We start from the raw sequence: 26,699 nt of genomic DNA on the forward strand, positions 1-26,699 counted from the left end.
CTTTTTAATATCTTGGTTTATACTCAAAATTAATCCTTTCCATTCCATCAAAAAATATCTTCGCAAATCTAAGGTACGCGTAGAGAGGGAATGAGGGAGAGTTTTAAGTAAATTGTATTATTTATCAGCTCATTCCAAATTCCTTCTTGTACCGCGCCGGGGAAATACTTGTAGATTGTTTGAAGATCCGGGAAAAATGGTAGCGATCGGCAAAACCTGTTTTTAGTGCTATTTCGTCAATGCTGAAGTTGGAGTGGTGAAGCAAAATACATGCCCGGTCGATGCGTTTGTTGCGGATATACTTTTGAACAGAGATCCCAACCTCATTTGAAAAGAGCCGGATAAATGCATTCGTCGCCATTTTAGCTTTGTTGGCTAAAGCTGGATTGCTCAGATCATCTGTTAAATTTTCCTCGATGTAACGTAAACAGCTGATAATCCGATGATCGTTTGAAATCAAATCCCAATTCGATTCGGGGAGATCGGTGAGTAAATCTGCAATCAAAGCTTTTATCACCAAACTTATATGGAAACTAAAGAATTTGTGATCCTTGTTCAAGTGGTTTTTTATCAACTGAAGTTTCGATTGGAGATGCTCGGTAAGTTCAAAGCTAAAAACTCCGGGCGAGATATTGTCGTAAGGTATTCCAATATTAAAGTGGATAAACAGATGCAAGAGGTTGGGTTTTGATAAAGCTTTTTGTCTGTTTGAATTCAAGTCAACACGTCCTCCAACGAGCGAAAATCCTTCCTTCGGTATTTCATGATCATACAAACGTGTTGCATAGGACGTGTTGGGAGGAATCAATATTATTTTATTGGGCGATAAGTTGTATTCTGTATCGTTATGAATGATTTTAGCACCTTCGGCGTTGTTGTGGTAAATGCGCCAGTAAGGGAATGAAAGTTCGTTGTATTCCCAGTTTTCAAGCCACCAGTGCCGGCAACAAAGTAGCTGAATATTGTAGTTCGGAAACAGTTGAATAACATCAGAAGGATCACCTTTTTCAGGCTTTATTTTAAATGTAGTCATATTGGCTGATGTTAGAAACAGATACAAATGTAATAAAAATAGCCATTGCTTTTGGGGTGGTTTAGTGGTACTTTGTAATCGCTAAGTAAATACAATAAACTTCAAAAATCTAAATAGACAATTATGGCTAACAGACTAATTGGCGACTTGCCCAAAGTGGGTATCCGTCCCGTTATCGACGGACGCGAATGCGGTGTTCGGGAGTCGCTTGAAAAACAGGTAATGGACCTTGCACAGGCAGCAGCATCTTTTATCAGCGAACAATTACGATTTCCAAGTGGCGAAACCGTGGAATGTGTTATTGCCGACACCTGTATTGGAGGCGTGGCCGAAGCTGCTATGTGTGCGGAGAAATTCAGAAAAGAAGGAGTTGGCGTTTCGTTAACGGTTACACCTTGCTGGTGTTACGGCACCGAGGTGATGGACACCGATCCACTCGTGCCAAAAGCGGTGTGGGGATTTAACGGAACCGAGCGTCCGGGAGCTGTATATCTGGCAGCAGCTTTGGCCGGATACACGCAAAAAGGATTGCCAACTTTCGGAATTTATGGTCGCGATGTGCAGGATGCCGGCGATAAAACAATACCGGATGATGTAAAAGAAAAAATAGTACGCTTTGTAAAATCGGGGCTGGCAGTGGCACAGATGAAAGGAAAATCTTATTTGTCGATCGGATACAGTTCTATGGGAATTGCCGGATCGATGGTCGATTCATCATTTTTTCAAAAGTATTTGGGAATTCGCACCGAGTTTGTCGAATCGGTTGAGATTCTTCGACGTATTGACGAAGGTATTTACGATGAGGAGGAGTATCAAAAAGCTCTGGCGTGGACAAAAGAAAATTGCAAAGAAGGTAAGGATGTAAATAAACCGGAAGACCAGGCTGATGCTGCCCGAAAAGAAGCGGAGTGGGAGACCGTAGTTAAAATGACTTTGATCTGTCGCGACATGATGATCGGTAACGAAAAGGTTATTGCCAAAGGTTACCGCGAAGAAGGTTTGGGAAGAAATGCAATTCTTGGTGGTTTTCAGGGGCAACGCCAGTGGACCGATTATCAGCCAAACGCCGATTTTACAGAAGCCATTTTAAATTCATCATTCGACTGGAACGGTATTCGTCAGGCTTTTGTTTTTGCTACTGAAAACGACAGTTTAAATGGTGTGTCGATGTTGTTCGGACACCTGCTGAGCAATACCAGCCAGATATTTTCTGATGTACGAACCTACTGGAGTCCGGAAGCAGTAAAACGTGTTTGCGGAAAAGAACTGAGCGGTTTGGCAGAAGGTGGAATTATTCACCTGATCAACTCGGGCTCAACAACGCTTGATGCAACAGCACAGCAACGCGATAAAGATGGAAATCCGGCAATGAAACCTTTCTGGGAGATTACCGAAGAAGAAGCTCAAAAGTGTTTGGACAATACACTGTGGCCACAGGCTGAGCGGGGATATTTCCGTGGTGGAGGATATTCGTCGCAGTTTAAGACTATCGGACAAATGCCGGTTACAATGAGTCGTGTAAACCTCGTTGACGGATTTGGGCCGGTGCTTCAAATTGCCGAAGGCTGGACCGTTGAACTTCCCGATGATATTCATGAAGTTTTAGATGAACGCACCAATCCAACCTGGCCAACAACATGGTTTGTGCCGCGAGTAAACGGTGAGGGAGCTTTTAAAGATGTGTACTCGGTAATGGCTAATTGGGGCGCCAATCACGGTGCGATTTGCTACGGTCATATCGGAGCCGACCTGATTACACTGGCTTCGATGTTGCGGATTCCGGTAAACATGCATAATGTTGATGCCGACAAGGTATTCCGTCCGAGTGCATGGGCATCGTTTGGCGAAAATAAAGAAGGTTCAGATTTCCGTGCCTGTGAAACTTACGGGCCACTTTACGGTAAAAAATAATTCGTATGCCTGAAAAAGATCTGGCAATAGTATTCGATTGCGGAGCCACAAACCTGCGGGTGATCGCCATGGATGTGCATGGCAAAATTGTGGCTTCGGAATCGACTGCAAACAATACAAGTCCTGATCCTGAATTCTCGGGTGGCGTAATTTGGGATGTGGAAGAAATGTGGGGAAAACTTTGTTCTGCCTCGCAAAAAGTTATGGCTGCAATCGATACAAAACGGATTGCCGGCGTAACGGTTACTACTTTTGGTGTGGATGGTACTTTTGTCGATAATGATGGCAAACTGCTTTATCCCGTAATTTCATGGCAATGTCAGCGTACAACGCCAATTATGAATGAGATTGGGAAATATATTCCATTAGAAGAATTATATGCCGAGGCTGCCACTTTCCCATACGCATTTAATACCATCAATAAGTTTGTGTGGATGAAAGAGAACCGGCCGGAGGTAATTGAAACGGCCCATCGTTTTTTGTTTATCACCTCACTGTTCATTTTTAAGCTGACGGGCGAATTACGAAACGACGCGACCATGGCAGGGACTTCCATGATGATGGACATGCAAAAACAGCAGCCATCGGAAAAGATATTTGCAGCTTTGGATATTCGGAATGATATTTTGGGTGATATAGCGGAATCAGGAGAACTGGCCGGGCATGTTCATCAAAAGGCAGAAATGGAAACAGGAATTCCTGCAAATGTACCTGTGTTTTTTGGTGGGCACGATACGCAGTTTGCGGTGTTTGGTTCGGGAGCCAATGAAAACGAACTGGTTCTGAGTAGCGGAACCTGGGAGATCATTATGGCGCGAAGTGCCGGATTTAAGTCAACGGAAAAAGAACTGGCAGCGCAGTTGACCACAGAACTGGATGCTGCAAAGGGATTGTTCAATATCGGGCAGAATTACCTGGCGTCGGGAATATTGGAGTGGTTTGCAATGAATTTTTATCCGGAATTGAGTGGTGATGCTTTGTACAATAAAATGATTTCTGATGCCAGTATTTTGCGGCCCGGAGAATCTTCAATTTGGGTAAATCCTTCGTTTTACGGCGAAAGCGGAAGCAATAATTTTGGTGCTATAAACGGCTTAACGATTCACACCAAACGAGGTGAAATCTATCGGGCATTTCTCGAAAGTCTGGCGTATCGTTTGCGATTTGGCATTGAAGCATTGGAAAATGCCGGTGATTTTAAAGCTGAAAAAATAATTTGTGTGGGTGGTGGATCAAAAAACTATCTTTGGAATCAATTGCGTGCCGACGTTTGCAATTTGCCCATACAACTGGTCGATCAGAAGGAGACAACCGTTTTGGGAGCCGCCTTGTTTGTGTTTGCCGGAAGTGGCGTGGCAAAATCGCCCGGAGCAGCCCGGCAGTTGGTGGATTATAACCCAAAAATTATTGAGCCATCTGAGAATCAAAAACAATACGGTGAATTGTATCAGGTTTTTAAAAAGCGCATGCAATACATTTAATAAAGTATTGAACTACAAAACTTAAGAATTAACTGTGGATGTATTAAAAAATCTTCCGGCAGAAGTCGTAAAACATATTGAACAGGTTAGCGAAGTTGCCGGTTATTTATGGGAAAAAGAGTGGGCAGAAAAAAGCTCGGGAAATATTTCCATTGATCTAAGCGGACTTTTCCCGGAGGAGATGATAAATCAAATTAGAGAAGAAGTTACCTGCATTTTTCCAAAAGAGGCAGCGGGCATGGTTCTTTTTGTTACGGGCTCTGGTTGTCGTTTGCGGCATTTGGTCAATAGGACAGAAGAAGTGGCATCAATTATCGCTGTTAACCAATCGGCTACAGCCTATTCTGTTTTATGGGGAGGTAAAAAGCCCGGATTCAAGCCTACTTCGGAACTGAGTGCGCACATAAAAATTCATCTTTTTAATGCGGTTAATAATACCGGCAGAAAAGCTGTAGTTCATGCACATCCGATCGAGTTGGTTGTTTTAAGCCATCATAAAATCTTTAAGGACGAGGTTTTATTTAATCACTCGCTTTGGAAAATGTGCCCCGAAATAAAGTTGTATGTTCCAAAAGGAGTTGGGTGTGCCGATTATGCCCGATACGGAACCGAAGAACTGGCAAATCTTACGCTGGATGCATTAAAGGATCACGACGTTGTTTTGTGGGAAAAACACGGCGCTTTGGCAACCGGAGTTGATATGGAAGAGGCATTCGATTTTTTGGATGTGGCCAATAAGGGAGCTAAACTTTTGTTGCTAGCCTGGAGTGCCGGATTCAATCCGGAAGGACTATCTCCCGAACAACTGGATGAGCTAATTAATACCTGAGAGTGTTAAATTCGGAGGTGGCAAAGCCGTAATAATTCGGGGCTTAGTTTAAAACTTATACCTTCGCGCCAAAATTGTAACGAGACAAGGATGAGTTTAAGCCGCACAAGCAAATTTTTTATTCCCGTATTAACAATGGTTATGGCTGCAATGGTGGCCATGTCGCCATTTGCAATTGATACCTACATTGCTGCCCTGCCCGATATCGCCAAGTTTTTTGGCGTAACTCTGAATGTTGCTGAGCTTACTATCACTTTGTATTTCCTGGGATTTGCTTTTGGTAATTTTTTCGGTGGTCCGTTGTCCGATGCTTTTGGACGAAAAACAATTGCACTCACCGGAATTGCGCTTTATGGTTTAGCCTCTTTACTAATAACAACTTGTACCCAAATTGAATACGTGTTGTTATTGCGTATTCTTCAGGCTTTTGGCGGCGGTTTTGCAACGGTTACAGGTAATGTGTTTATCCGCGACTGGTACAGTGGAAAACAGGTGGCTCGTTTTGTTACCATCATCAGTATGATCATTATGCTGGCACCGCTGTTTGCACCGGTTCTTGGTGCCGGATTGATTCATTGGTACGGTTGGGAAAGCATCTTTTGGTTTTTGCTGGCCTTTTCAATTTTGCTGTTTTTATCCATGTGGTTGCTTATTCCCGAGTCAAGAGCTCCGAAGTTGATTACCCGAAAAATTACAGGCCGGCAATTGATTGAAAAGTACCGGGTATTTTTCTCGAACAAACAAAGTACAATTTTGCTGTTCGCCATAAGTTTGCCCATGTCGGGTTTGTATGTTTTTATTACGGCAGCCTCGTTTATTTACATGGAGTATTTTGGTGTCACCCAAATGCGTTTCCCGTTGTTTTTTAGTGCGAATGTTGTTTTAAACATCATGCTTTCGTTTTTAAATACCATTCTTTTGAAGAAACACGATCCTGAAAAGATTCTGCGCTACGGATTATTACTGCAGCTGATTTCGGGAGTTACATTGGCAATTTCGGTATTGATGCCTGAGCCGCAATTATGGTCGGTATTTGCGTCAATTGTTTTATATGTGGGGAGTTTAGGTTTGGTTTTTGGAAACGGAACCGCAACAATTTTGAATCACAATCCTGAAGTTGCAGGATCGGCAAATGCGACCATCGGAATTGCCCGCTTTGCAATAAGTGCGGTCATAGGAAGTATAATGTCGCTATTTCACACTGGTGATCTTATTCCGTTCGGAATGGTGCTGTTCTTTTGTACGTTAACGGGAAATGTTCTGTATAACTGGGCTTTGCGGATAAAAGAATAATCGTTACCAAATTCCGCTCAAACCATCTTTCAGGGCTTCCTGGTAGCGTTCAACATTGAACGAATACAGATACGGCGATTTGTGTGCACCGCCTGTTTTTCGTTCTTGTAGCTTATCGAGAATATTGTAGTTCAGCATTTTTCGCTGAAAGTTGCGTCGGTCTAAATCGCGGCCAAGAATGGTTTCATAAAGTTTCTGAAGTTCGGGCATGGTAAACTTTTCGGGTAAAAGTTTTAGCCCGATTGGTTGCTGGTTTAGCTGTAAACGCAAAGTGACGATAGCTTCCTGAATAATTTGTTTATGGTCGAGTAACATCGAAAGTTCCGTGTTCAAACTCACCCAGTCGCAGTGGTCGGAATAGAAATCGGGCGTTGGTTTTACTTTCAAAAAGTCAACCAAAGCATAAAATCCTACTGTAATAAATCGATTTTCGAAAAACGATGGATCGGGAATGGTGCCGGCTATTATTCCATCCATAACTGCCTTGTTCGATCGTGAACGTTCCGGATCACTAAAAACTTTAAATTGTTTTAAAAACAGGTTGTCAAGCCCGGTTCGCTCCTTAACAATTCTTTGCGCGGCCTGCTCAAGTGTTTCATCATATTTCAAAAAACCACCGGGCAGCGTATTTTCTTTCGAGTACTTTAAATGCAAAAGCAAAACTTTAAGTTCGTTGTTGTTGAATCCGAATATCACACAGTCGAGTGATATATGATTCATGTACTCCGTAGAATTGAATGGCTTAATCTCAGTCAAGGTCTTTAGTTTTAATGCTTACAAATTAGAAAAAATTCTGTAAACATTAAGTGAATATGTTTAAAAATATAATAATGTGTCGCTATGACACTAGGAACGAAATTTATTCCTATATTCAACGCCGTCGATAAAAACCATATCGATAAACTAAAACTTAATTTAGAACTAAATCATTCACCATGATCGGTAACAAACTTAGACTAAACAGTGTGCTAGCCCTCATTGTAATGTTTCTTGTATCCGGCAATCTGTCGGCAAGTGTTTCACAAAAAAGCGTAAAAGAAATTGTAAAATCGATGACCCTGGAGCAGAAAGCTCAGTTGGTTATCGGAACCGGAATGTATTTTCCTTTACCCGACTCGATTCGGGACCAAATGCCGCCAATGTTTGGAGGTGGCCTCGACACCAGCACTCCTTACGGAAAAATGGTTGATAAAATCAGGGGGTATTTGCCCGGAACTGCCGGCGTTACTGCCGAATATCCTGATCTGGGAATTACCAGCCAGACTTTAGCTGATGGTCCTGCAGGGTTGCGTATCAGCCCAACCCGCCCGGGAGAAACCGATACTTATTATTGTACAGCTTTCCCGATTGCCACAGTTATGGCATCATCGTGGGATACCGAGTTGGTTGAGTCGGTAGGAAAAGCAATGGGTAAAGAGGTGCTGGAATATGGTGCCGACGTACTTTTAGCACCTGCATTGAACATTCAGCGCGATCCGTTGTGCGGACGTAACTTCGAGTATTATTCGGAAGATCCGTTGGTAGCCGGAAAAATGGCGGCTGCTATGGTAAAAGGAATCCAGTCGAATGGCGTTGGAACTTCAATTAAACACTTTGCGGTTAACAACCAGGAAACCAATCGTATGTCGGTTGACGTGATTGTTAGCGAACGTGCTTTACGCGAGATTTACCTTAAAGGATTTGAGATTGCAGTTAAAGAAAGTGAGCCTTGGACAGTGATGTCGTCGTACAATAAAGTAAACGGAGAATATACTTCTGAGAGTCACGATTTGTTGACTAAAATTCTTCGCGACGATTGGGGATATGCAGGATATGTAATGACCGACTGGGGTGGCGGTAGCGATGTTGTTGCCCAAATGAAAGCGGGAAATGATATGATCCAACCGGGTTCGCCGGAGACTATTAAAACGTTGATCGAAGCTGTTGAATCGGGAAAACTGGATGAATCAGTTTTGGATACAAACGTTGAACGAATTCTGAATATTATGGTGGAAACACCTCGTTATAACGGTTATAAAATTTCGAACAAACCAGATCTGAAAGCACACGCCGAAGTAACTCGCCAGGCGGCCACCGATGGTATGGTATTGCTGGAAAACAACGGCGCACTTCCTTTCGCAAAAAGCATTAAAAATGTGGCCGCTTTCGGAAATACTTCGTACGATTTTATTTCAGGAGGAACAGGTAGTGGCGACGTTAACGAAGCATACACTGTTTCGTTGTTGCAAGGCCTTGAAAATGCAGGTTATACTACTTACGATGACCTTGAGAAAACATACGTTTCATACATGGAAGAAGCACGTAAAGTACAGGATAATTCAAGAAATTTCCTGGCTGCTTTGATGGGCGGAAAAATTCCTGTTGACGAAATGGCGTTGGATGCGTCGATTGCAGAAGACATGGCTGCAAAAGCTGATATTGCTTTAATCACAATCGGACGAAATGCCGGTGAAGGTGGCGACCGCGAAGCTGTTGAAGGCGACTTCTATTTGAATAAAAATGAACAAGACCTGATAAAAACTGTAACTGACGCTTTCCACGCTAAAGGCAAAAAATCAGTAGTTATTCTGAATGTTGGTGGCGTTGTTGAAACGGCCAGCTGGAGCAATATTCCTGATGCCATTCTTTGTGCATGGCAACCCGGACAGGAAGGTGGAAACTCTGTAGTTGATGTACTTTCAGGAAAAGTAAATCCGTCGGGAAAACTGGCACAGACTTTCCCTGTGAAATACGAAGATGGTTCGTCGTCGGATAATTTCCCCGGCGAGGCTGTAAAAGTTGAGGGAGCAGAAGATAATACTGCTGACCAATCAGGTTTCTCGATGATGCGCCGCGTGCCTTGGGAAGTGGTTTACGAAGAAGATATTTATGTGGGATACCGTTATTTCAACACTTTCGATGTGCCGGTAGCTTACGAATTCGGATACGGAAAATCGTACACAACATTTGAATACAGCAACCTGAAACTGAGCGACAAAAATTTTGATGGAAAAATTACTGTTTCTGTCGATGTGAAAAATACAGGTGATGTGGCCGGAAAAGAAGTGGTTCAGGTTTATGCCAGCGCTCCGGGTAAAGAATTGGAAAAACCGGAAGAAGAGTTGGTAGCCTTTGGAAAAACAGCCTTATTGAAACCGGGGAAATCGGCAACGCTTTCATTTGATATTGATGCAGCACTTTTGGCTTCATTCGATGAAGCAAGCACAAGTTGGATTACAGAAGCCGGTGATTATACTGTTAAAGTTGGAGCTTCTTCAAAAGACATTAAAGAAAAAGCAACATTCGCTGTTGCCAACGATATTGTAGTTGAAAAGGTATCAAAAGCGATGGTGCCTGAAAAAGACTTTGAAAAAATGCATAGGTAGTGGGACTTGGTTAATACTCTCTCCCTGGAATCGTTCAGGGGGGGAGTTCCCTTTTCCTTAACCTGTGATTTAACAACCTTTTTAAGACTAAACAAATTGTAAACCTACTACCTATGAAAAACGTACGCGTAATTCTGTTTATTGGTATTGCCCTGGTATTTGGGGCATGTTCAACTCCTGCACCCCAACAAATAAAAGATAGTGTAACCATTGCCGACGGAACGGTAAGTGGCTCATTTGATGAAAGTACCGGAATAACCACTTTTAAGGGAATTCCGTTTGCAGCTCCTCCTGTGGGCGATTTACGCTGGAAAGCGCCGCAACCCGTTGAGCCGTGGGAAGGAGTGAAGGAATGCACTGAATTTTCAGCCAGCCCGATGCAGGCAACTCCAATGCCGTTTAGGATGTGGACACAAGAGTTTATCGCTCCCAAAGAGCCGTTAAGCGAAGATTGTTTGTACCTGAATGTTTGGACTCCGGCCAAAGATGCTACTGAGAAACATCCGGTGTTTGTATACATTTATGGCGGTGGTTTCTCCAGTGGCGGAACTGCTGTTCCTATTTACGATGGTGAAGAAATGGCGAAAAAAGGCCTGGTTTTTATCAGCGTAAACTACCGTGTAGGAACTTTAGGATTTTTAGCGCATCCTGATCTAACCGCTGAGTCGCCAAACAACGCCTCCGGAAATTATGGATTGCTCGACCAGGTTGAAGGCCTGAAATGGGTAAATAAGAATATTGCTGCCTTTGGTGGCGATCCAAACAATGTAACCATTGCCGGTCAGTCGGCAGGTGCATTTAGTATCAATTATTTGGTGGCAAGTCCGCTAACAAAAGGGCTTATCCATCGTGCGATTGCCGAGAGTGGTGGTGCCGTATTATCAACAAGTGCATTGGCACGTGGTGGCAGCCTGAAATCTGGCGAGGAAGCAGGTGTAAAATTTGCTGAGTCATTGGGCGCCTCAACTATTGAGGAGTTGCGCGCAAAAAGCGCTGAAGAGATTTTAAGTGTCAGAGGTGGTGGAGCTCCTATTGTTGATGGTTATTTTCTTCCAAAATCGGTGGGCGAGATCTTTGCCAACGGTGAGCAAAACGATGTTCCGGTAATTATTGGCTGGAACAAAGATGAAGGTTTTGGACCTCCACCTGTACCTGCTGCCCAATTCAAAGAGAACGTTAAACAACTATTTGGCGATATGGCCGATGAATTTTTGGCCACATTCCCATTAGACACTGAAGAAGAAGCACAGGAAATTCAGAACGCTCTTGGTGCCTTGCAAACTTTTGGTATTCAGTCGTACAAATGGATGCAGTTACAAAATGAAAACGCAACATCAAAGGTATTTATGTACCGTTTTGAGCGCGATGTTCCTTACGCTGATGGTATGAGCGATTTTGGTGCTTTCCATACCGGAGAAGTTCCTTATGCTTACAACAACTTAAAAATGAGCCCGCGCCCATGGACAGAGGCGGATTACGAACTGGCAGATCTGATGTCGGATTACTGGGTGAATTTTGCCACTTCAGGTGATCCAAATGCAGAAGGATTGCCGGAGTGGGAAGCAGCTACTCCCGATAACCTGAAGGCGATGCATTTTAATACTACATCAGCGTGTGGCGATTTGCCAAGTATTGAACTACTGAAGTTTCTTGATGATTTTTATTCCAACTAAAACTACTCGCAACTAAATAAACTAAATATGAAAAAACTGAAAATATTATCTGTCGCATTTCTTTTTACAGCACTGTTTATAGGCTGTGGTCCAAAATGGACGGAAGAAGAAATGGGCGATTTTAATCTTGTTCACAACGATGGAGGAGCAACTTTGGGGTATTCTCCAAAGTCTGGAGTAACACTACTTACTGATGGTGGTTATGCTTTTAAAGATTTGAATAAGAACGGCGAGCTGGATGTTTACGAAGATTGGCGCAAGCCGGTTGACGAGCGTGCCAAAGATCTGGCATCTAAAATGTCGGTGGAACAAATTGCCGGTTTAATGTTATACAGCGGACACCAGTCGATACCTGCCGGAGGTGGTGGTTTTGGTGCCGGAACTTACAATGGCAAACCTTTTTCTGATGGTGGCGCCTTATCAAGTGACCTTACAGATCAGCAGATAAAGTTTCTTACCGATGATAATCTTCGTCATGTGCTGATTACCACCGTTGAAAGTCCGGGCGTAGCTGCGCAATGGAACAACAACATGCAGGCATTGGTTGAAGGTCTTGGATTGGGAATTCCCGGAAATACAAGTACCGATCCCCGCCACGGAACAACTGCCGAAACCGAATACAATGCCGGTGCCGGTGGCGATATTTCAATGTGGCCAACTACATTGGGTTTGGCAGCAACTTTTGATCCTGATGTAATGAAACAATTTGGCGAAATTGCCTCAATCGAATACCGTGCGTTGGGAATTGCAACTGCACTTTCTCCACAGATCGATTTATCAACCGAACCTCGCTGGAGCCGTTTTAGCGGAACAATGGGCGAAGATCCCGGTTTGGCAGCCGACCTGGCACGTGCCTATGTCGACGGATTTCAAACCTCTTCTGCAGCCAAAGAAATTGCCGGCGGTTGGGGATTCGAAAGTGTTAATGCCATGGTAAAACACTGGCCAAGTGGCGGCCCTGAAGAAGGTGGCCGCGACGCGCACTTTGGTTATGGCGCGTATGCGGTTTATCCGGGCAACAATCTGTCGGATCAGTTAAAACCGTTTACCGAAGGTGCTTTTAAACTGGATGGTCCAACGGGCAAAGCAACAGCGGTTATGCCATATTATACCATTTCGTACAACATCGATCAGAAGAATGGCGAAAACGTTGGAAACGCCTACAATAAATACATCATCACCGATCTGTTAAGAGGCGAGTACGGTTACGATGGCGTAATTTGTACCGACTGGATGATTACTGCAGATACGAGAAGTGTACACGAATTCCTTGGAAAATGCTGGGGCGTAGAAGGACTTTCAATTGCAGAACGTCACTACAAAGTGATTGAGGCCGGCGCTGACCAGTTTGGTGGAAACAACGAAAAAGGGCCGGTTTTGGAAGCTTACGAGATGGGTGTGAAAGAACACGGCGAAGAATACATGCGCAATCGTTTTGAGCAATCTGCCGTTCGTTTGCTGAAAAATATTTTCCGCCCGGGATTGTTTGAAAATCCTTACCTGGTAGTTGCCGAATCGGAAGAAATTGTGGGTAATCCGGAATACATGAAAGCCGGTTACGAAGCGCAATTGAAATCGGTTGTGATGCTGAAAAATAAGGATGGAGTTTTGCCGGTAGAGAAGAAGTTGAAAGTTTATATTCCTCAAAAATACAATCCGGGTGGTGCAAACTGGTTTGGAATGGTTACGGAACCAAGCTGGAGCGACGCAGCAAACATGGATATGGTAGCCAACTATTGCGAAGTGGTTGATGCACCTGAGAAAGCAGATGTTGCTATTTGTCTGATCTCAAGTCCGCAGGGAGGTTCGGGGTATTCGCTCGAGGATAAAGAAAAAGGCGGAAACGGTTATGTTCCAATTTCACTTCAGTATGGACCATACACTGCAAAATATGCCCGCGAGAAAAGTATTGCAGGCGGCAGTCCGTTTGAGGATTTTACCGACAGAACATACAAAGGAAAATCAACCGAGGCAGCCAATGTTTACGACATGGAAATGGTGAACGAAACAAAAGCCAAAATGGGTGATAAACCTGTAATTGTTGTGGTGAATGTTGCCAATCCGTTTATCCCTGCCGAGTTTGAAAAGAGTGCCGATGCAATTCTTGTTCATTGTGGTGTGCAGGACCAGGCAATAATGGATTTGGTAACAGGTAGTGCCGAACCTTCAGGTTTGTTGCCTTTCCAGTTGCCTGCAAACATGAAAACTGTGGAAGAGCAGTTTGAAGATGTTCCGCGCGACATGGATTGTTATACCGACGAAAGCGGCAATGTTTACGATTTTGCCTACGGTATGAACTGGAGTGGAGTGATTAACGACGAAAGAGTAAATACATACAAATAAAACAATCGCAGTTTTTTAGGATCTTCGGGTAACACCGGAGATCCTTTCGCTAACAATTTTAAATCGACTTAACCAAATTAGTAAAGGCTTTAAACTGCCGGAGATACACCCGGAAATTCTTGTTCGAGCCAGTTAGACCAAAACCGAAAATAACATGAAAACCAAATTCTTTTTAAAGTTAGTGTCGCTACTTTTATGCACGTGCAGTTCCATCATTGTGTTCGGGCAGGACATTGTGCAAATAGCCCAAAATGATGGAACGGTAAATTTCGACGGAGTGCCCGACGAGGCCTTTTGGCAAAAGGCAAGGCAGTTTGATCTGATAATGCACATCCCCAACTTTGAGGCTGCACCAAGCGAGGATACAAAAACGTACATCAGTTACGACGATAATTTCTTGTGGGTAGGTGCTTTCCTGAATTATAAGAATCCCGAAAACATCGTTTCTACCAGCAAAAAGCGCGACGAAAAATCGAAGAACCCAGATTCTTTCGGAATATTATTAGATACTTACGACGATAACGAAAATGCGCTGGCTTTCTTTACCATGCCGGCAGGGCAGCGTATTGATTATGCGGTATCGAACGATGCACAAAAAATGCCGGGTCCTCCGGGAACGGCAACTACGCAAAACTACAGCTGGAACACGTTCTGGGATGTAAAAACAGCACGCACCGCAACCGGTTGGGCGGTTGAAATGCGTATCCCTTTTTCAAGTCTCCGTTTTCAGGAAGTTGACGGACGCGTGCGAATGGGATTGCTGATTAACCGCGGCGTAAGTCACAACAACGAACTAGATACTTATCCTGCTGCCGATCCGAAATACGGCAGACTGGCATCTAACAAACCGTCGCTGGCACAAACCATTCAGCTGTCGGGAGTAAAAAGCAAAAAACCTGTTTATGTCGCTCCATATATTACTACCGGAGTGGAGAAAAACAACGAACTGAACGAGGAGGAAACAGCTTTTGATTCATCAAAAGACAACAAATTGACCGGTGGGGTAGATATAAAATACAGCTTAACGAGCAACCTCACCATGGACCTTACTTTTAATACCGATTTTGCCCAGGTTGAGGCCGACGACGAACAAGTAAATCTTACGCGTTACGCGCTGTTCTTTCCCGAGAAAAGGATGTTCTTCCAGGAACGTTCAAGTATTTTCGATTATAAACTGAGTGGACCAAGCAAGCTATTTTACAGCCGCCGTATTGGTTTGGATGAAGACGGTTGCCCGACTCCGATTTTGGGCGGTGCACGTTTAACCGGTCGCGTGGGGAAATGGGACATGGGATTTATGGATATGCAAACCCAAAAGAATAATGCCAATCCATCCGAGAACTTTGGCGTGTTGCGTTTTCGCCGCCAGGTAATCAATACCAATTCGTATGTTGGTGCGATTATGACATCAAGGGTTGGTGCCGATATCAACGATTCGTATTCCTATGGTGTGGACGGTATTTTCCGCATTTTTGGCGACGATTATATTGAAGCGGGTGTGGCTCAAACCACCGATCCGGAAGGCACCGATTTTTCGGCCGGAATTGAAAATACGTTCTATCGGGCATCGTGGCAACGCAGAAGTGAAGTTGGTTTTGCTTACGATTTATCGTATTCGTATACCGGCGAAAATTTTGATCCTCAGGTTGGTTTCTTATCAAAATATGCCACCAAAGGACCACGAATCAAACTGCAGTACGGCTGGCTTCCGGGCGCCGAGTCGAAACTTTTTAAATACAGTGTTGACGGTACTTTTTACGAAACCTACCGCGTAACCGATGGTGGTTTGGAAACAGGAATGTACGGGCCCGGTTTTAGTTTAAATACCAAAAAAGGGTGGTTTGTAAATCTCGATTTAAATTACCGTATTGAAGGTGTTGATGAAGAATTTGAATTAGATGATAATGTTGAGGTTCCCATCGGTAAATATAAAACGTACACCAGCCGCATGACCTTGATGTCACCGGTTTCAAAACCGCTGTCTACAACTATTATGATGTCGGGTGGACAGTTTTACGATGGTAATAATGTAACCGCAACTGTTCAGCCCATTTATAACCTTTCGGCCAGTTTGCAGCTTTCTGCTTATTACAATTACAGCCATGTGGTGTTTGGCGACCGTAACCAGGAAATGAATGCGCATGTGGGGCGTCTGAAGTTTTTATACATGTACAACACTAAGTTGTCGTTTAGCTCATTTATTCAGTATAACAGCGTAAACGATGTAACCGTTGCCAATTTCCGCCTTCGTTATAATCCCAAAGAAGGAAACGATCTGTATGTGGTGTATAACGAAATCCGACCAACAGATGATTATGTAGACCATGGTTTGGAAGAACCCAAGTTCCTGAACCGGATCTTTCAGGTGAAATATGTATATACTTTCCAGTTATAGAAAATATATTTAAGTAAAAAAGGCTAAGGCAGGGGGCGAATTTTCGTTCCCTGTTTTTTATGTCATTTTCTCTTCTTTTGGTTAAATCTACTTTAACTTGAAGCCCAAGAAGTAGTCAAAAGAAAGCTCATCGTAGGTGTTTCATTCGAATGAAGGGAAAACGTTTTGGACAAAAACCTTACCCTTTTGTCTGTAGACATTTTCCCTTAAAAAGGGAAAAAAGGCCTTGGTGTATGGTATGAGAATTTGTTGGAACAGGCTCCCCTTGTGAGGAGAGCTCCCGATAGGGAGAGGGGTAAAGAATTCTCTTTGATATTTCTACATTTTTCCCAATCACCATATTTATATAGCTGAAAGGTGCCTACGAAACCCTATTTTACAAGGTTTGGGAAAATCTACCCCATATCTGATACATTTTAATTATTGAAAATCTCGCATGTAGATTAGTTTTGTTGTCAAACAAGATTAAACCAATGAGGACATTTTCAATTTTCTTCCTATTTGTTGCCCTGCTCGGATGCAATTCAAAAAATACCAAACAAAATTCAGCGCAGACTGCCGAGCCTTTGTGGTCGGTAAAATTTGCTGAAGCCGTTTTGCACGAATCCGACAGTCTGATTTATTACCAACGCGAAAAACCCAAATACGAGTACGATTATGCTTTTTTGGGTGATGCCATTTACAAGCTAAAAAATGTGGATCCGAAATACGGTGCTTACCTGAAAGACTATATCGACTATTTTCTTCATGACGATGGAAAAATCGACGGGCAAAAAACTTCGGATTACAACATCGACCGTGTGCGCCCCGGCAACTGTATGATTACTTTGTACGAGGATTACGGCGACGAGAAATATAAGCTGGGAATTGAGACTTTGGTGGATCAAATGAAAGGTCAGCCGCGCACAAATTCGGGCGGTTTTTGGCATAAAAAAGTGTATCCCTACCAAATGTGGTTAGATGGATTGTATATGGCTTCACCGTTCTTGTCGCGTTACGCCAAAGTGTTTGATCAGCCGCAGTGGTTTGATGAGGTGACTTTTCAGCTACAGGAAGTTTACAAACACACGCTCGACGAAAAAACGGGGTTGGTTTATCATGCCTGGGACGAGAGCCGCGAACAGCGTTGGTGTAACAAAGAAACCGGCCAGTCGAAACATTTCTGGAGCCGTGCTACAGGTTGGTACATGATGGCGTTGGTTGACGTGCTGGAGAACCTGCCTGAAGATCATAAAGACAGGGAAGCGCTGATTACGATTTTAAATGATTTAAGCGGGGCTATTCTGAAAGTTCAGGATGCTGAAACAGGATTGTGGTACCAGGTGATGGATATGGGGGGCGAAGACCGCAACTATTTGGAAGCATCGGGATCGGCCATGTTTATTTATACCTTTGCGAAAGCAGCAAAACATGGTTGGTTGCCGCAAAGTTATCTGGAGACAGCCAACACTGCTTTCGACAGTATGATTGAGAATCTGGTTTCGGAAGATGAAAATGGTTTCGTAATTTTAACCAATACTTGCGGCGCCTGCGGTTTGGGCGGAAATCCCTACCGCGAGGCCGATTATAACTACTACGTTTCGGAGAAAAAGGTGGACAACGACCCAAAAGGCGTTGCACCAGTGATTATGGCTGCCATTGAATTAAATAAATAAACACTATACGATGAAGAATTTAACTTTAGTCCTTACCATTTTGGCATTAATTGCCACGGCTTGCAGCAATAATAAACCCAAAGAGAAAACGGTTGAAAAAGCTGCCGAAGTGCAAAGAACACAAGCTTATCTTGGTTTAAAAGATGGCGGTGAGTGGAAATGGGTAACCAAAAACAACGGCAACGAACAATGGGAATATCAGGGTGGCGAATTTCATCCGGTAAATGAGCTGAAAGTGGATGAAAAGCACACCGATCATTCTTTCGATATTCAGTTTGAAGGACCGGGGTGGGAGTCGGACAAAGTGGGTTACCGCATTTATCTCGACTGGCGAAATGCCATCGATATTTTTGGAAAGAAAACCGAATCGCCGGTGTTGCACAAAGTGGGACTGGATGGTTTTGATTCGTACCACGAAGTTAGCGATTGGGGCGTTGATGTGCTGAAAGTAGGTTCTTCACTCGGAATTGGCTCGGTAGCTTTTTGGGATGGCGAAAAAGCGATACGCGTTGAAAAGACTGACAGCCTTTACAGCAAAGTTGAAAGTGGTGCTGACAAGTCGAAAGTAACGGTAAATTACTACGGTTGGGAGATCAACGATATAAAAACAACGCTGCAATCTACACTGGAAATTGAGGCGGGAAGTTACCTTACAAAATATACGCTTAAACTTAGTGAAGCCCTGCCAAATCTGGCCAGCGGAATTGTAAAACATGACGGTGCCGAAGTGCAGGTTTTTACCGATATAAAAGATGGCTGGACCTGTTTGGCAACTTTTGGTGTGCAAACCTTGCAAGAGGACAAACTGGGCATGTGTGTTTTTGTAAAAACCGATCAGTTGCTTGAAGTTACCGAGGATAAATACAGCGATGTAGTAGTAATGAAACCTGAAAATAACGAGCTCACTTATTACTTTGGAGCTGCATGGGAACAAGATGCCTCGGCAGTAACATCGATGGAAGAATTTAAAGCGCTGCTGACTGAGCAGGCAAAATATATCCAATAAATGAGGAAACTGGTTCTGTTTTTTGTTTGGCTGCCGTTTTGGGTTTTTGCGCAGGAAGCATACGATTTTCCAAAAGACACGACTTTTAACGTGCAAAGTGCCTATAGGAAGATTGCCAAAGATTTTCCGCAGGCAACCATTGTTGAGGAATTCAGTATTCCGGCAATTAATGAAAAGCGGAACATCGTTTACCATTCGTTTGGTGAGCGCGATCTACATATCGATATTTTTTACCCCAAAATCAGTAAAGTAAAATTAGCTCCCGGAGTATTGTTGATTCATGGTGGGGGCTGGGCGTCGGGAACAAAATTGCACTTGGTGCCTATGGCACAAAAGCTGGCCGAAGCCGGTTATGTGGCAGCTACCGTAGAATCGCGTCTATCACCCGAAGCCAAATATCCGGCAAGTGTTACCGACCTGAAAACAGCCTTAAAATGGTTACGAATTCACGCATCAGAATTTGGCTTGGATACGGCAAAAATTGCAACACTTGGAACCTCGTCGGGGGCAACCGTGGCTTCTTTATTGGGGACGACTGGAGGAAATCCTTTATTTCCTTCGCATTCGGTGAGTGAGCCGGTAAGCGACAAAGTGCAGGCCGTTGTAAATATTGACGGGATACTGGATTTTACCGACCCGAACGAAAGTGGTAAAGACAGTGATCCGGCAAAACCATCGGCCGGAGCACGTTGGTTTGGTGCCACTTACAAACAAAAGCCGGAACTTTGGATTGAAGCATCGCCATTAACTTACGTAAGCGATAAAACACCACCAACACTTTTTGTAAACAGCGCTTTGCCACGGTTTCATGCCGGCCGCGACGAATATTTAGCTGTGTTGGATAAAAACGGAATTTACAACGAAATGCATACCATTGAAGAAACGCCACATCCGTTTTGGTTGTTCCATCCGTGGTTTGATGAGGCAGTGCCGCTGGTTATTTCTTTTTTGGATAGGGTGTTGAAGTAGATTTATTATTGCTTTTCAAGGCCGGTAAGGTCCAACAATTACCAGTTTATCACCCGAATCATCGACCTCGAACAAATGCGGGATACGAACATAACGCCCGTTTATGTCTTTATGACTATGTGCCGACAGGAGCAATTTGCCGTCGAAAGTGCGGAACAGCATACCGTGCCCAAAATTAGGAGGAGTAATCGGTTCTTTCTCCTGTATCCACGGACCGTCCAATGTGCCGCTTTCGGAGTAAGCCACCCCCTGAACGTAGTCTTCAAAAGCCCAACTGGTCCATAACATGCCCAGCTTTCCGGTTTGCGTTTCGAAGAGCCACGGGCCGTCGGTAACTCTACTTGGGCCGATGTTCCCGTCATCATCCTTTTCGCGACTCCACGGTGAATCGTGTGCCCGAAACAAAACTTTTCCCTCGCCAATAGTTCCTGAGAGGTCGGATTTCAGCTCAATCTTTTCAATGGTTCCATTCCAGTTTTGCAGCCATTCGTAGCAATAAACCATGTACGGTTTCCCGTCTTTATCCACCCAAAATGTTCCGTCTAAGGTCGGTTTGTCGGCCGGCAGGTAAGTCGGGTCTTGCATCGGAACATAAGGCCCGTCGGGTTTGTCGCTCACCAAAACATGACTGGCGCGTCGTTCGATCTCATTTCCTTTTACCGTATCGATAATCACGTCGCGGTTGGTAAACGTGGCAAAGTAATAGTACTTGCCGTTGTATTGATGCAATTCGGCTGCCCATATCATTGGGCACGATCCCATCCAAGAATCAGGATCGGTTTGTGCCACCACAAAAGGGCCGGTCCACAATTTCAGATCTTTACTTTTCCATAGCAATCCGCCTGTTCCGGTCATGTAATAAGTGGCGGTGTTTTTATCGGCCAGAATACACGGATCGCTCAAACGAATCGAATCCAGTGGTATATTCTCTTTTACTTCGGGTTTCCAGTTCTGTGCAAAAACCGTTATAAAATTCAAGATTAATAGTGTTGTAACTACAAGAAATCTCATACTACAAGTTTAAAATTGATTAATTAAAATTGCTCCAAAGGATTGGCAGAGTTACCATGTTCATTTTGTCTTCCAAACCAGTACTCCTGCAGTTGGGATGTTTTTGTCGCCAATCAAAATTTCGGTACCGGCAGGCAATTCCATGTTGTAGGTAATATTTGAGTAGTTTACCGCAATTCCATATCCGTCGCGGTACTCCACCATCACACCTTTCGGGTAATCTTTTACTTCAATGTCAAGGCGATCGTAAAGTTTGTCCAGCACGGCACGTTCCAGTTTTCCATCGTGACTGTCGACACCAATATAGGTTACGGTTCCGTTACCCAACTTGTTGAACGTTACAGCTGTTTTTCCGGCATAATAGTCTCCACTGAAAGTTCCCCAGGTTTCGGTGTCGTTGTTGGTGTGCATAATATCGCCCCAGGTTGTCCATGCGTATTTTTTATTGTCCATCACCACAGTGTCGGGCGCAAACGGACGGAGCAAATCGTAGAATTCAATTTCGCCACCGATCAATTCGTAAATCGGCTCGGCATGTTTAGCCTGCCATAAATGTCCAAATTCATCCTGATGCCCGGTGCGAACCGACATTACGAGGTTGCCGCCATTTTTTACATATTCAGTTAGCTTGTCAATCAGCTTTAAACTCATTTGCTGATAGGCCGGAGCAACAATCACCGGATATTTTGCAAAATCCATGGTATCGCGAATAAAATCAACCGGTGCGCCAAACGCTTTCAGTGCTTTGTAGTATTTGAGCACATGGCCTTCGGTATCCCAAACATTGGTTTGTTTGTTGTTATTTATGGCAACGGTATTGTCCGGATCGTACAAAAGGCCAGTCTTCCGATTTAAATAATCCTGAGGAATTTTCCCCTCAGAAGGATTGTTGCGAAGCATTTTTATTTCGGCTATAAACTTTTCGTATTCTAAACCGCCGGGAGTTGGTGTTACGCCGTCGGGACCAACAATGCCGTAATGATACTGCTCGTAGCCATAAATCGGGGCACGAAAACGATAGGTGAATGTGAATTTGCTACCTCCGGCAAAAACGTGCCATAACCAGAGGTGAACCGCTCCGGGCAGCGGTTGTGAGTTGATCGATCCCCAGTTTACCTGTCCGGGTTGCAGCTCCATAACACCATAAATTGGCGATAACGGGCGGTAAAAATCGTTGGCCATTGCAATGCGCGAAAATTCGCCCACGCGGTAACCTTTCGGGCCAATTCCGCGGTGCTCGCCGTAAATCATGTAGCGGGTGTAGCTAATAAAGTCAAGCTCCTTGCTGGCACCGGCATAACGCGCATCATAATAGGGGATGTAGTTGGTGGTGATCCACTGGTTAGGATTGGCATATTGGCGAATTACTTTTGCCTGATCATCCAAAAAACTTGAGGTTTCGTAATCGCAAAAACGACTGTGATCCAAACGTTGGTACAAATTCATTCCCCATTGCGAGTGTTTCGGTATGTTTATCTGATCGAAGCTGGTGTAAGTACCACTCCAGAAGTTGGTTCCCCAGGCATCATTCAACGCTTCAATGTTACCGTATTTTTCTTTTAACCACGCTCTGAAACGTTTTTGTGCATCATCGCCATAATCCACATTGGCTGCAGGTTCGTTGTCGAGTTGCCAGCCAAAAATCCGGTCGTCGTTGCCGTAATGTTTGGCCAGTTCTTCAATCATTTTCAGCGAATAACTGCGGTAATATTCATTCGAGAATGACGCATGTTGGCGAGATCCATGATCCATTTGTGTGCCGTTTTCATGCTGTTTCAGAATATCGGGATGTTTGCGCACCAGCCAAACCGGTGGGGTAGCTGTTGACGTGCACATTACCACTTTCAGGTTGTATTTGTCGGCCAGCGCCACTGCACGGTCGAGCCACGCAAAATCGTAAACGCCTTCTTCCGGCTCCAGTTGTGCCCATGCAAACTCGGCAAAGTGGGTATACTCAAAACCCATCTCCGACATTTTTTTCAGATCGCGTTCCCACTGACTTTCGTCCCAGTGTTCCGGGTAATAGTAGGCACCAACAGTGGTTAAATCCTCAGGAGGAAAATAATTTCGTTTTTGCGCTAAAGTACTTGTTGCGAGAAAATTAACTAGAAGAAAGTTAATAAGTAAGAATCTGAAAAGATTTCGTTTGTTCATGAAATTTGGTCTTTATTTGAGTTATGGAACAATTGCACATTATTATGACGTACAATTTTTCGAAAATATCTAATCGAAAGCCATAAAATTAAGGGAAAAGTGCGAAAACAGGAAGGCTAAAAACAAATAGCTCTGACTTTTAATGTAATAGTGATTCGCGTAACAGGATTCGTTTTTTACAGAATTAAAATACAGGAATTTTCCTGGTGAAGGTTTTATCCTTTGAATCAAGAACACGAACGAGGTAAATTCCTTTTCTGCCGACTGAAATTGGCAACTTTACCATCGGTGAATCAAAAGTTTGTGTAGTGATTAGTTTGCCTGTAATGTTATATACTTCAACACTTTTTACCTTGATCGAATGATTGATCACTACACTTTGGCTATTTCCGTTGTAATAAATGCTGATTGCGTCCTCGTTTCTTGCAATATCGTTAACCGCAGTGTGAACACCATTTTCGTCTTGTTGATCAGTTATTTCGGCCACGAGCGAATTGATATAAACTTCAAGGTTGGGGTAGATGCCGTCAACTGTAGTCAATTTTGCATCAGCCGGATCGTTTGGATTTAACCCCTGTGCAGTTTCCCAATCGTCGGGCATGCCATCTTCGTCTGTATCATCGGGGGCGTCGTTTGATTTTAGCAGCGGCCAACCACCAACGGCTCCCTGCGTATCGATTAACCCATTTGAGCTGCCATTTCCACCATCGGTGAAAGTAACTGTTCCCGTTGCTGTTTCAGCAATAATTCTTGTGTCAACTGAGTCGTAGGCAAGACTGGCACCCACAAAATCTAATACTTTCAAATAAGCTTCTTCTGCGGAGTGAGTGATTACCTCGCCTGTTTCATATTCAGAATCTGATTTAATATCGTCTTTGGTTACACCCGGCGCATAAGTCGAAAATGTAGAATGCATGTTCACACCGTCCCAGTTATCCTGCGTAACCTGATCGCTGGCAGTCGTAATATTTCCAACGATGTAAAACGTTCCGTAAATACCCGCCGGTTGATCATTGTTACCATTATCGGCATAGGGTTGAATGATTCTGGATTTGTTGGAAGAAGCCGGCCCGGCCTGGTAATAATTGTTGACCAGGTTATAACTACCGCCTTCAGCTGCATAGGCGGTGTTGGCGCCCCAGTTGTAAATCACGTTATTTCTGAAATCAACCAGTTCGTATTCTGCACGGTCAGAATAGCGGCTTCCGCAAAAACGTGGATTGCGACTATCGTGATGAGCCAGCAAATTGTGATGAAACGAAGCCTTTTCGCCACCCCAAATTCCGCCGTAACCGTGCGTGCCTTTCTCGTGCACCGAAATGCGCAAACTTTCCGAAAGAATGCTCCATTGCAGCGTGAAATTTTCGTTGTTGTAAAACGAGGCACATTCGTCGGTCGACCAGCTCATGGAACAATGATCAATAATTATATTTTTCTGATATCGGCCGCCAAGTGCATCGTCTTCCTGCAAAGCTTCATCGCCCATTCGGAAACGCATATAACGGATGATGACATTATCGGCCTGAATTTTCACCGGGTAATCGCGCAGTGTAATTCCATCGCCCGGAGCTGTTTGTCCGGCAATGGTAATGTCGTTATTTGTAATTTTTAAAGCCGATTGGAGTTGGATCGTTCCCGAAACTTTAAATACCACGATTCGCGGAAAGGTTTGATTTACCGCATAACGCAAAGTGCCTTCCTGCAGATTGTCTTCCAATGAGGTAACAAAAATTACCTGTCCGCCACGTCCGCCGGTGGTGTATTTTCCAAACCCTCCTGCACCCGGAAATGCCGGCAGCTTATCCTGTGCTTGTGTTGGCACAAGGATTAGTAACAGCAAAAGCAGGTTGAAAATTGTTTTGAGGAATTTAACGGGGCTTAGTCTTCGAGTTGTGTTGTCCATTCTCCTAAAATATTCTTAAGGGTATATTTTGTGGCTTCTTTGCGGCTTAACTGGTTGGCCCATTCCACACGGTCGGGGGCGGCACCAGGACCGGTACTGTTGTATTCGGCATAAAACGTGGTGCTTTTATTTTCTTTGTTGCTCCAAACTGCCCAAGCTTCGCTGCAAATGTGTTTGCCCAAAAAGCAGTTTAAAAAGACTGTTTTGGCGTAAGGTCGCCATGGCCGTCCGAGGTAAACAGTCTGAACACCTTCGTCGGCTTGCAGATTGCAATCGATAAATACAAAACCAAAATCTTTGTCTTTTTGTGTACTTGCCGCAGTTATGTAGGAGTCTTTTTTGCTAATTATAGTGCACTTCTGAAATACAACAGTAGCCGAACCGAAAATAAAGTCGGTAGTTCCTGTTATGATGCAGTTTTCGAACAACTGATGACTGTTTTCTCCATCGAGAAATGCAGTATCCTGATTGCCCAGAAATTTACAGTTTTTGAATCGAGAACGATTCCCTGTAACATGCAAAGCCACTGCTTGTCCAACCTGACCGGCAGCATTTGAAATGGTTAGGTTTTCGGCATAAAAATCGTCGGCTTCAACTTTGAAAGTGTAGGTGAAAAAAGTGCTGTTTCGTCCACGGTTGATCTGGTCGAAATAATCATCCCAAATGATGATTGTTTTATCCCGGTCTTCGCCAATAAACGAGAGCTGATTATTCCACGATGGCACACACACTTTTTCGTTGTACAAGCCATTTTTAATAAAAATCGTGATTCGCTGTGGAGGGTAGGCTTTTGTGGCATCAATGGCTGCCTGTATCGATTCAAAATCGCCACTGCCGTCTTTTGCAACAGTAATTTCGAACTGAATATTGGTTTGTGCCTCAGCGAAAAATACCGAGCATACAAACAGCAGTATAAAGCCTAATCTTTTCATTTTTACTTTAAATTCTTTGCCAACTCAGGCACAGTTTCTTTAAGTGCTTCGGTAGCCAACTGAGCTACTTTGTGCGCCCCTTCCTGCGATAGATGCGTATCGTCTTTTCGTGGTTCCGGATGACGCTCGTTTGTAATATCGGTCCACACATACATTTGTTTCGACGCTTCATCGCCAAGCGAATTTACCCATTCTTCGGTAATTTTTTGCAAATCGATAAGTGGCACATCCAACAAATCAGCTACCCGGCGGGTAGCCACCGGATAATCACCATGTGTGTCGGTTAACTTTCCATCTTCACCAAACTTTCGTCGTACTATGGATGTAAAAAGTACAGGGATAGCTCCTTTTTCACGCGATTCATTAACAAACTTACTAAGGTTTTCAGAGTAAGTTCCAAACGGAGTGGTGTAGCGTGTTGAGTCGTATGCTTTCTGGTCGTTATGGCCAAACTGGATAAAAACATAATCGCCGGCCTGCAAGCTATCGAGCACCGTTTGCCATCTTCCTTCGTCGATAAAACTTTTTGAACTTCTGCCGTTTTTTGCATGGTTTTTCACCGCAACGTTCGGGTTGAAATACTCATCGAGCACCATGCACCAACCGGTTTCAGGAAAAGCGTCAGCCTCCTTGTTTGCCATTGTTGAATCACCCACACAATAAATGCTGAATTCCTTTGGTTCTTGACAGGAACTGAGGACGATCAGAATAAGAGTGCAGAAATAGAAAAGTCGTTTCATGGTTGA

General features: G+C 43.9%; 18 protein-coding genes. 11 read left to right on the forward strand and 7 right to left on the reverse strand.

Annotated features, from left to right (window positions below; translation table 11 throughout):
• Positions 1 to 124 precede the first annotated feature (124 nt).
• Positions 125 to 1,033 carry an AraC family transcriptional regulator gene (locus QZ576_RS04295; protein WP_297094425.1) on the reverse strand — a complete coding sequence of 303 codons (909 nt, stop codon included), beginning with the start codon at positions 1,031 to 1,033 and terminating at the stop codon, positions 125 to 127.
• Between the two features lie 123 nt (positions 1,034 to 1,156).
• On the opposite strand from QZ576_RS04295, the gene QZ576_RS04300 reads away from it, so the two are divergent.
• The 4 genes from QZ576_RS04300 (at position 1,157) to QZ576_RS04315 (ending at position 6,547) form a co-directional block, all read left to right on the forward strand.
• Positions 1,157 to 2,944: an L-fucose isomerase gene (locus QZ576_RS04300; RefSeq protein ID WP_297094427.1), complete on the forward strand. Its 1,788-nt coding sequence runs from the start codon at positions 1,157 to 1,159 to the stop codon at positions 2,942 to 2,944.
• Between the two features lie 5 nt (positions 2,945 to 2,949).
• The gene (fucK, locus tag QZ576_RS04305; protein ID WP_297094429.1) at positions 2,950 to 4,425 is read left to right on the forward strand and encodes an L-fuculokinase; all 1,476 of its coding nucleotides are present in this window, start codon (positions 2,950 to 2,952) and stop codon (positions 4,423 to 4,425) included.
• Between the two features lie 34 nt (positions 4,426 to 4,459).
• Positions 4,460 to 5,254, forward strand: coding sequence for a rhamnulose-1-phosphate aldolase (gene rhaD, locus QZ576_RS04310; RefSeq protein WP_297094431.1), 795 nt, complete (start codon positions 4,460 to 4,462; stop codon positions 5,252 to 5,254).
• A 90-nt stretch (positions 5,255 to 5,344) separates the two neighbouring features.
• A complete protein-coding gene (locus tag QZ576_RS04315) occupies positions 5,345 to 6,547 on the forward strand; it encodes a multidrug effflux MFS transporter (protein WP_297094433.1) in 1,203 nt (400 codons plus the stop codon).
• 3 nt (positions 6,548 to 6,550) lie between these two features.
• Here the strand turns inward: QZ576_RS04315 and QZ576_RS04320 are convergent, their stop codons facing one another.
• Positions 6,551 to 7,303, reverse strand: coding sequence for an NUDIX domain-containing protein (locus tag QZ576_RS04320; RefSeq protein ID WP_297094434.1), 753 nt, complete (start codon positions 7,301 to 7,303; stop codon positions 6,551 to 6,553).
• Between the two features lie 179 nt (positions 7,304 to 7,482).
• Between QZ576_RS04320 and QZ576_RS04325 the strand changes: the two genes are divergently transcribed.
• From QZ576_RS04325 to QZ576_RS04355, 7 genes are all read left to right on the forward strand, one after another.
• On the forward strand, positions 7,483 to 9,912 hold the full coding sequence (locus QZ576_RS04325) for a glycoside hydrolase family 3 protein (RefSeq protein ID WP_297094436.1): 2,430 nt from the start codon (positions 7,483 to 7,485) through the stop codon (positions 9,910 to 9,912).
• 113 nt (positions 9,913 to 10,025) lie between these two features.
• Positions 10,026 to 11,585: a carboxylesterase family protein gene (locus tag QZ576_RS04330; protein ID WP_297094438.1), complete on the forward strand. Its 1,560-nt coding sequence runs from the start codon at positions 10,026 to 10,028 to the stop codon at positions 11,583 to 11,585.
• A gap of 27 nt (positions 11,586 to 11,612) precedes the next feature.
• A complete protein-coding gene (locus QZ576_RS04335; protein ID WP_297094441.1) occupies positions 11,613 to 13,928 on the forward strand; it encodes a glycoside hydrolase family 3 N-terminal domain-containing protein in 2,316 nt (771 codons plus the stop codon).
• Positions 13,929 to 14,082: 154 nt separating this feature from the next.
• Positions 14,083 to 16,323: a DUF5916 domain-containing protein gene (locus tag QZ576_RS04340; RefSeq protein ID WP_297094443.1), complete on the forward strand. Its 2,241-nt coding sequence runs from the start codon at positions 14,083 to 14,085 to the stop codon at positions 16,321 to 16,323.
• Between the two features lie 473 nt (positions 16,324 to 16,796).
• Positions 16,797 to 17,978: a glycoside hydrolase family 88 protein gene (locus tag QZ576_RS04345; RefSeq protein ID WP_297094444.1), complete on the forward strand. Its 1,182-nt coding sequence runs from the start codon at positions 16,797 to 16,799 to the stop codon at positions 17,976 to 17,978.
• Between the two features lie 10 nt (positions 17,979 to 17,988).
• Positions 17,989 to 18,984, forward strand: coding sequence for a DUF4861 family protein (locus QZ576_RS04350; RefSeq protein WP_297094446.1), 996 nt, complete (start codon positions 17,989 to 17,991; stop codon positions 18,982 to 18,984).
• On the forward strand, positions 18,985 to 19,953 hold the full coding sequence (locus QZ576_RS04355) for an alpha/beta hydrolase (RefSeq protein WP_297094448.1): 969 nt from the start codon (positions 18,985 to 18,987) through the stop codon (positions 19,951 to 19,953).
• Positions 19,954 to 19,968: 15 nt separating this feature from the next.
• On the opposite strand, the gene QZ576_RS04360 is transcribed toward QZ576_RS04355, so the two are convergent.
• The 5 genes from QZ576_RS04360 to QZ576_RS04380 all read right to left on the reverse strand — a co-directional run bounded on the left by QZ576_RS04360 (position 19,969) and on the right by QZ576_RS04380 (position 26,693).
• On the reverse strand, positions 19,969 to 20,964 hold the full coding sequence (locus QZ576_RS04360; protein WP_297094450.1) for a glycoside hydrolase family 43 protein: 996 nt from the start codon (positions 20,962 to 20,964) through the stop codon (positions 19,969 to 19,971).
• A 60-nt stretch (positions 20,965 to 21,024) separates the two neighbouring features.
• Entirely contained in the window at positions 21,025 to 23,118 is a 2,094-nt protein-coding gene (locus QZ576_RS04365; RefSeq protein ID WP_297094452.1) for a beta-galactosidase, read from the reverse strand.
• A 184-nt stretch (positions 23,119 to 23,302) separates the two neighbouring features.
• Positions 23,303 to 25,021, reverse strand: coding sequence for a T9SS type A sorting domain-containing protein (locus QZ576_RS04370; RefSeq protein ID WP_297094454.1), 1,719 nt, complete (start codon positions 25,019 to 25,021; stop codon positions 23,303 to 23,305).
• Positions 24,997 to 25,953 carry a pectinesterase family protein gene (locus tag QZ576_RS04375; protein WP_297094456.1) on the reverse strand — a complete coding sequence of 319 codons (957 nt, stop codon included), beginning with the start codon at positions 25,951 to 25,953 and terminating at the stop codon, positions 24,997 to 24,999. The genes QZ576_RS04370 and QZ576_RS04375 overlap by 25 nt, the downstream gene beginning before the upstream one ends.
• Before the next feature lie 2 nt (positions 25,954 to 25,955).
• Positions 25,956 to 26,693 carry a rhamnogalacturonan acetylesterase gene (locus QZ576_RS04380; protein WP_297094459.1) on the reverse strand — a complete coding sequence of 246 codons (738 nt, stop codon included), beginning with the start codon at positions 26,691 to 26,693 and terminating at the stop codon, positions 25,956 to 25,958.
• Between the last annotated feature and the right edge of the window lie 6 nt (positions 26,694 to 26,699).

Origin of the sequence: uncultured Draconibacterium sp. (genome assembly GCF_913060805.1) — a bacterium.
GTDB lineage: Bacteria > Bacteroidota > Bacteroidia > Bacteroidales > Prolixibacteraceae > Draconibacterium.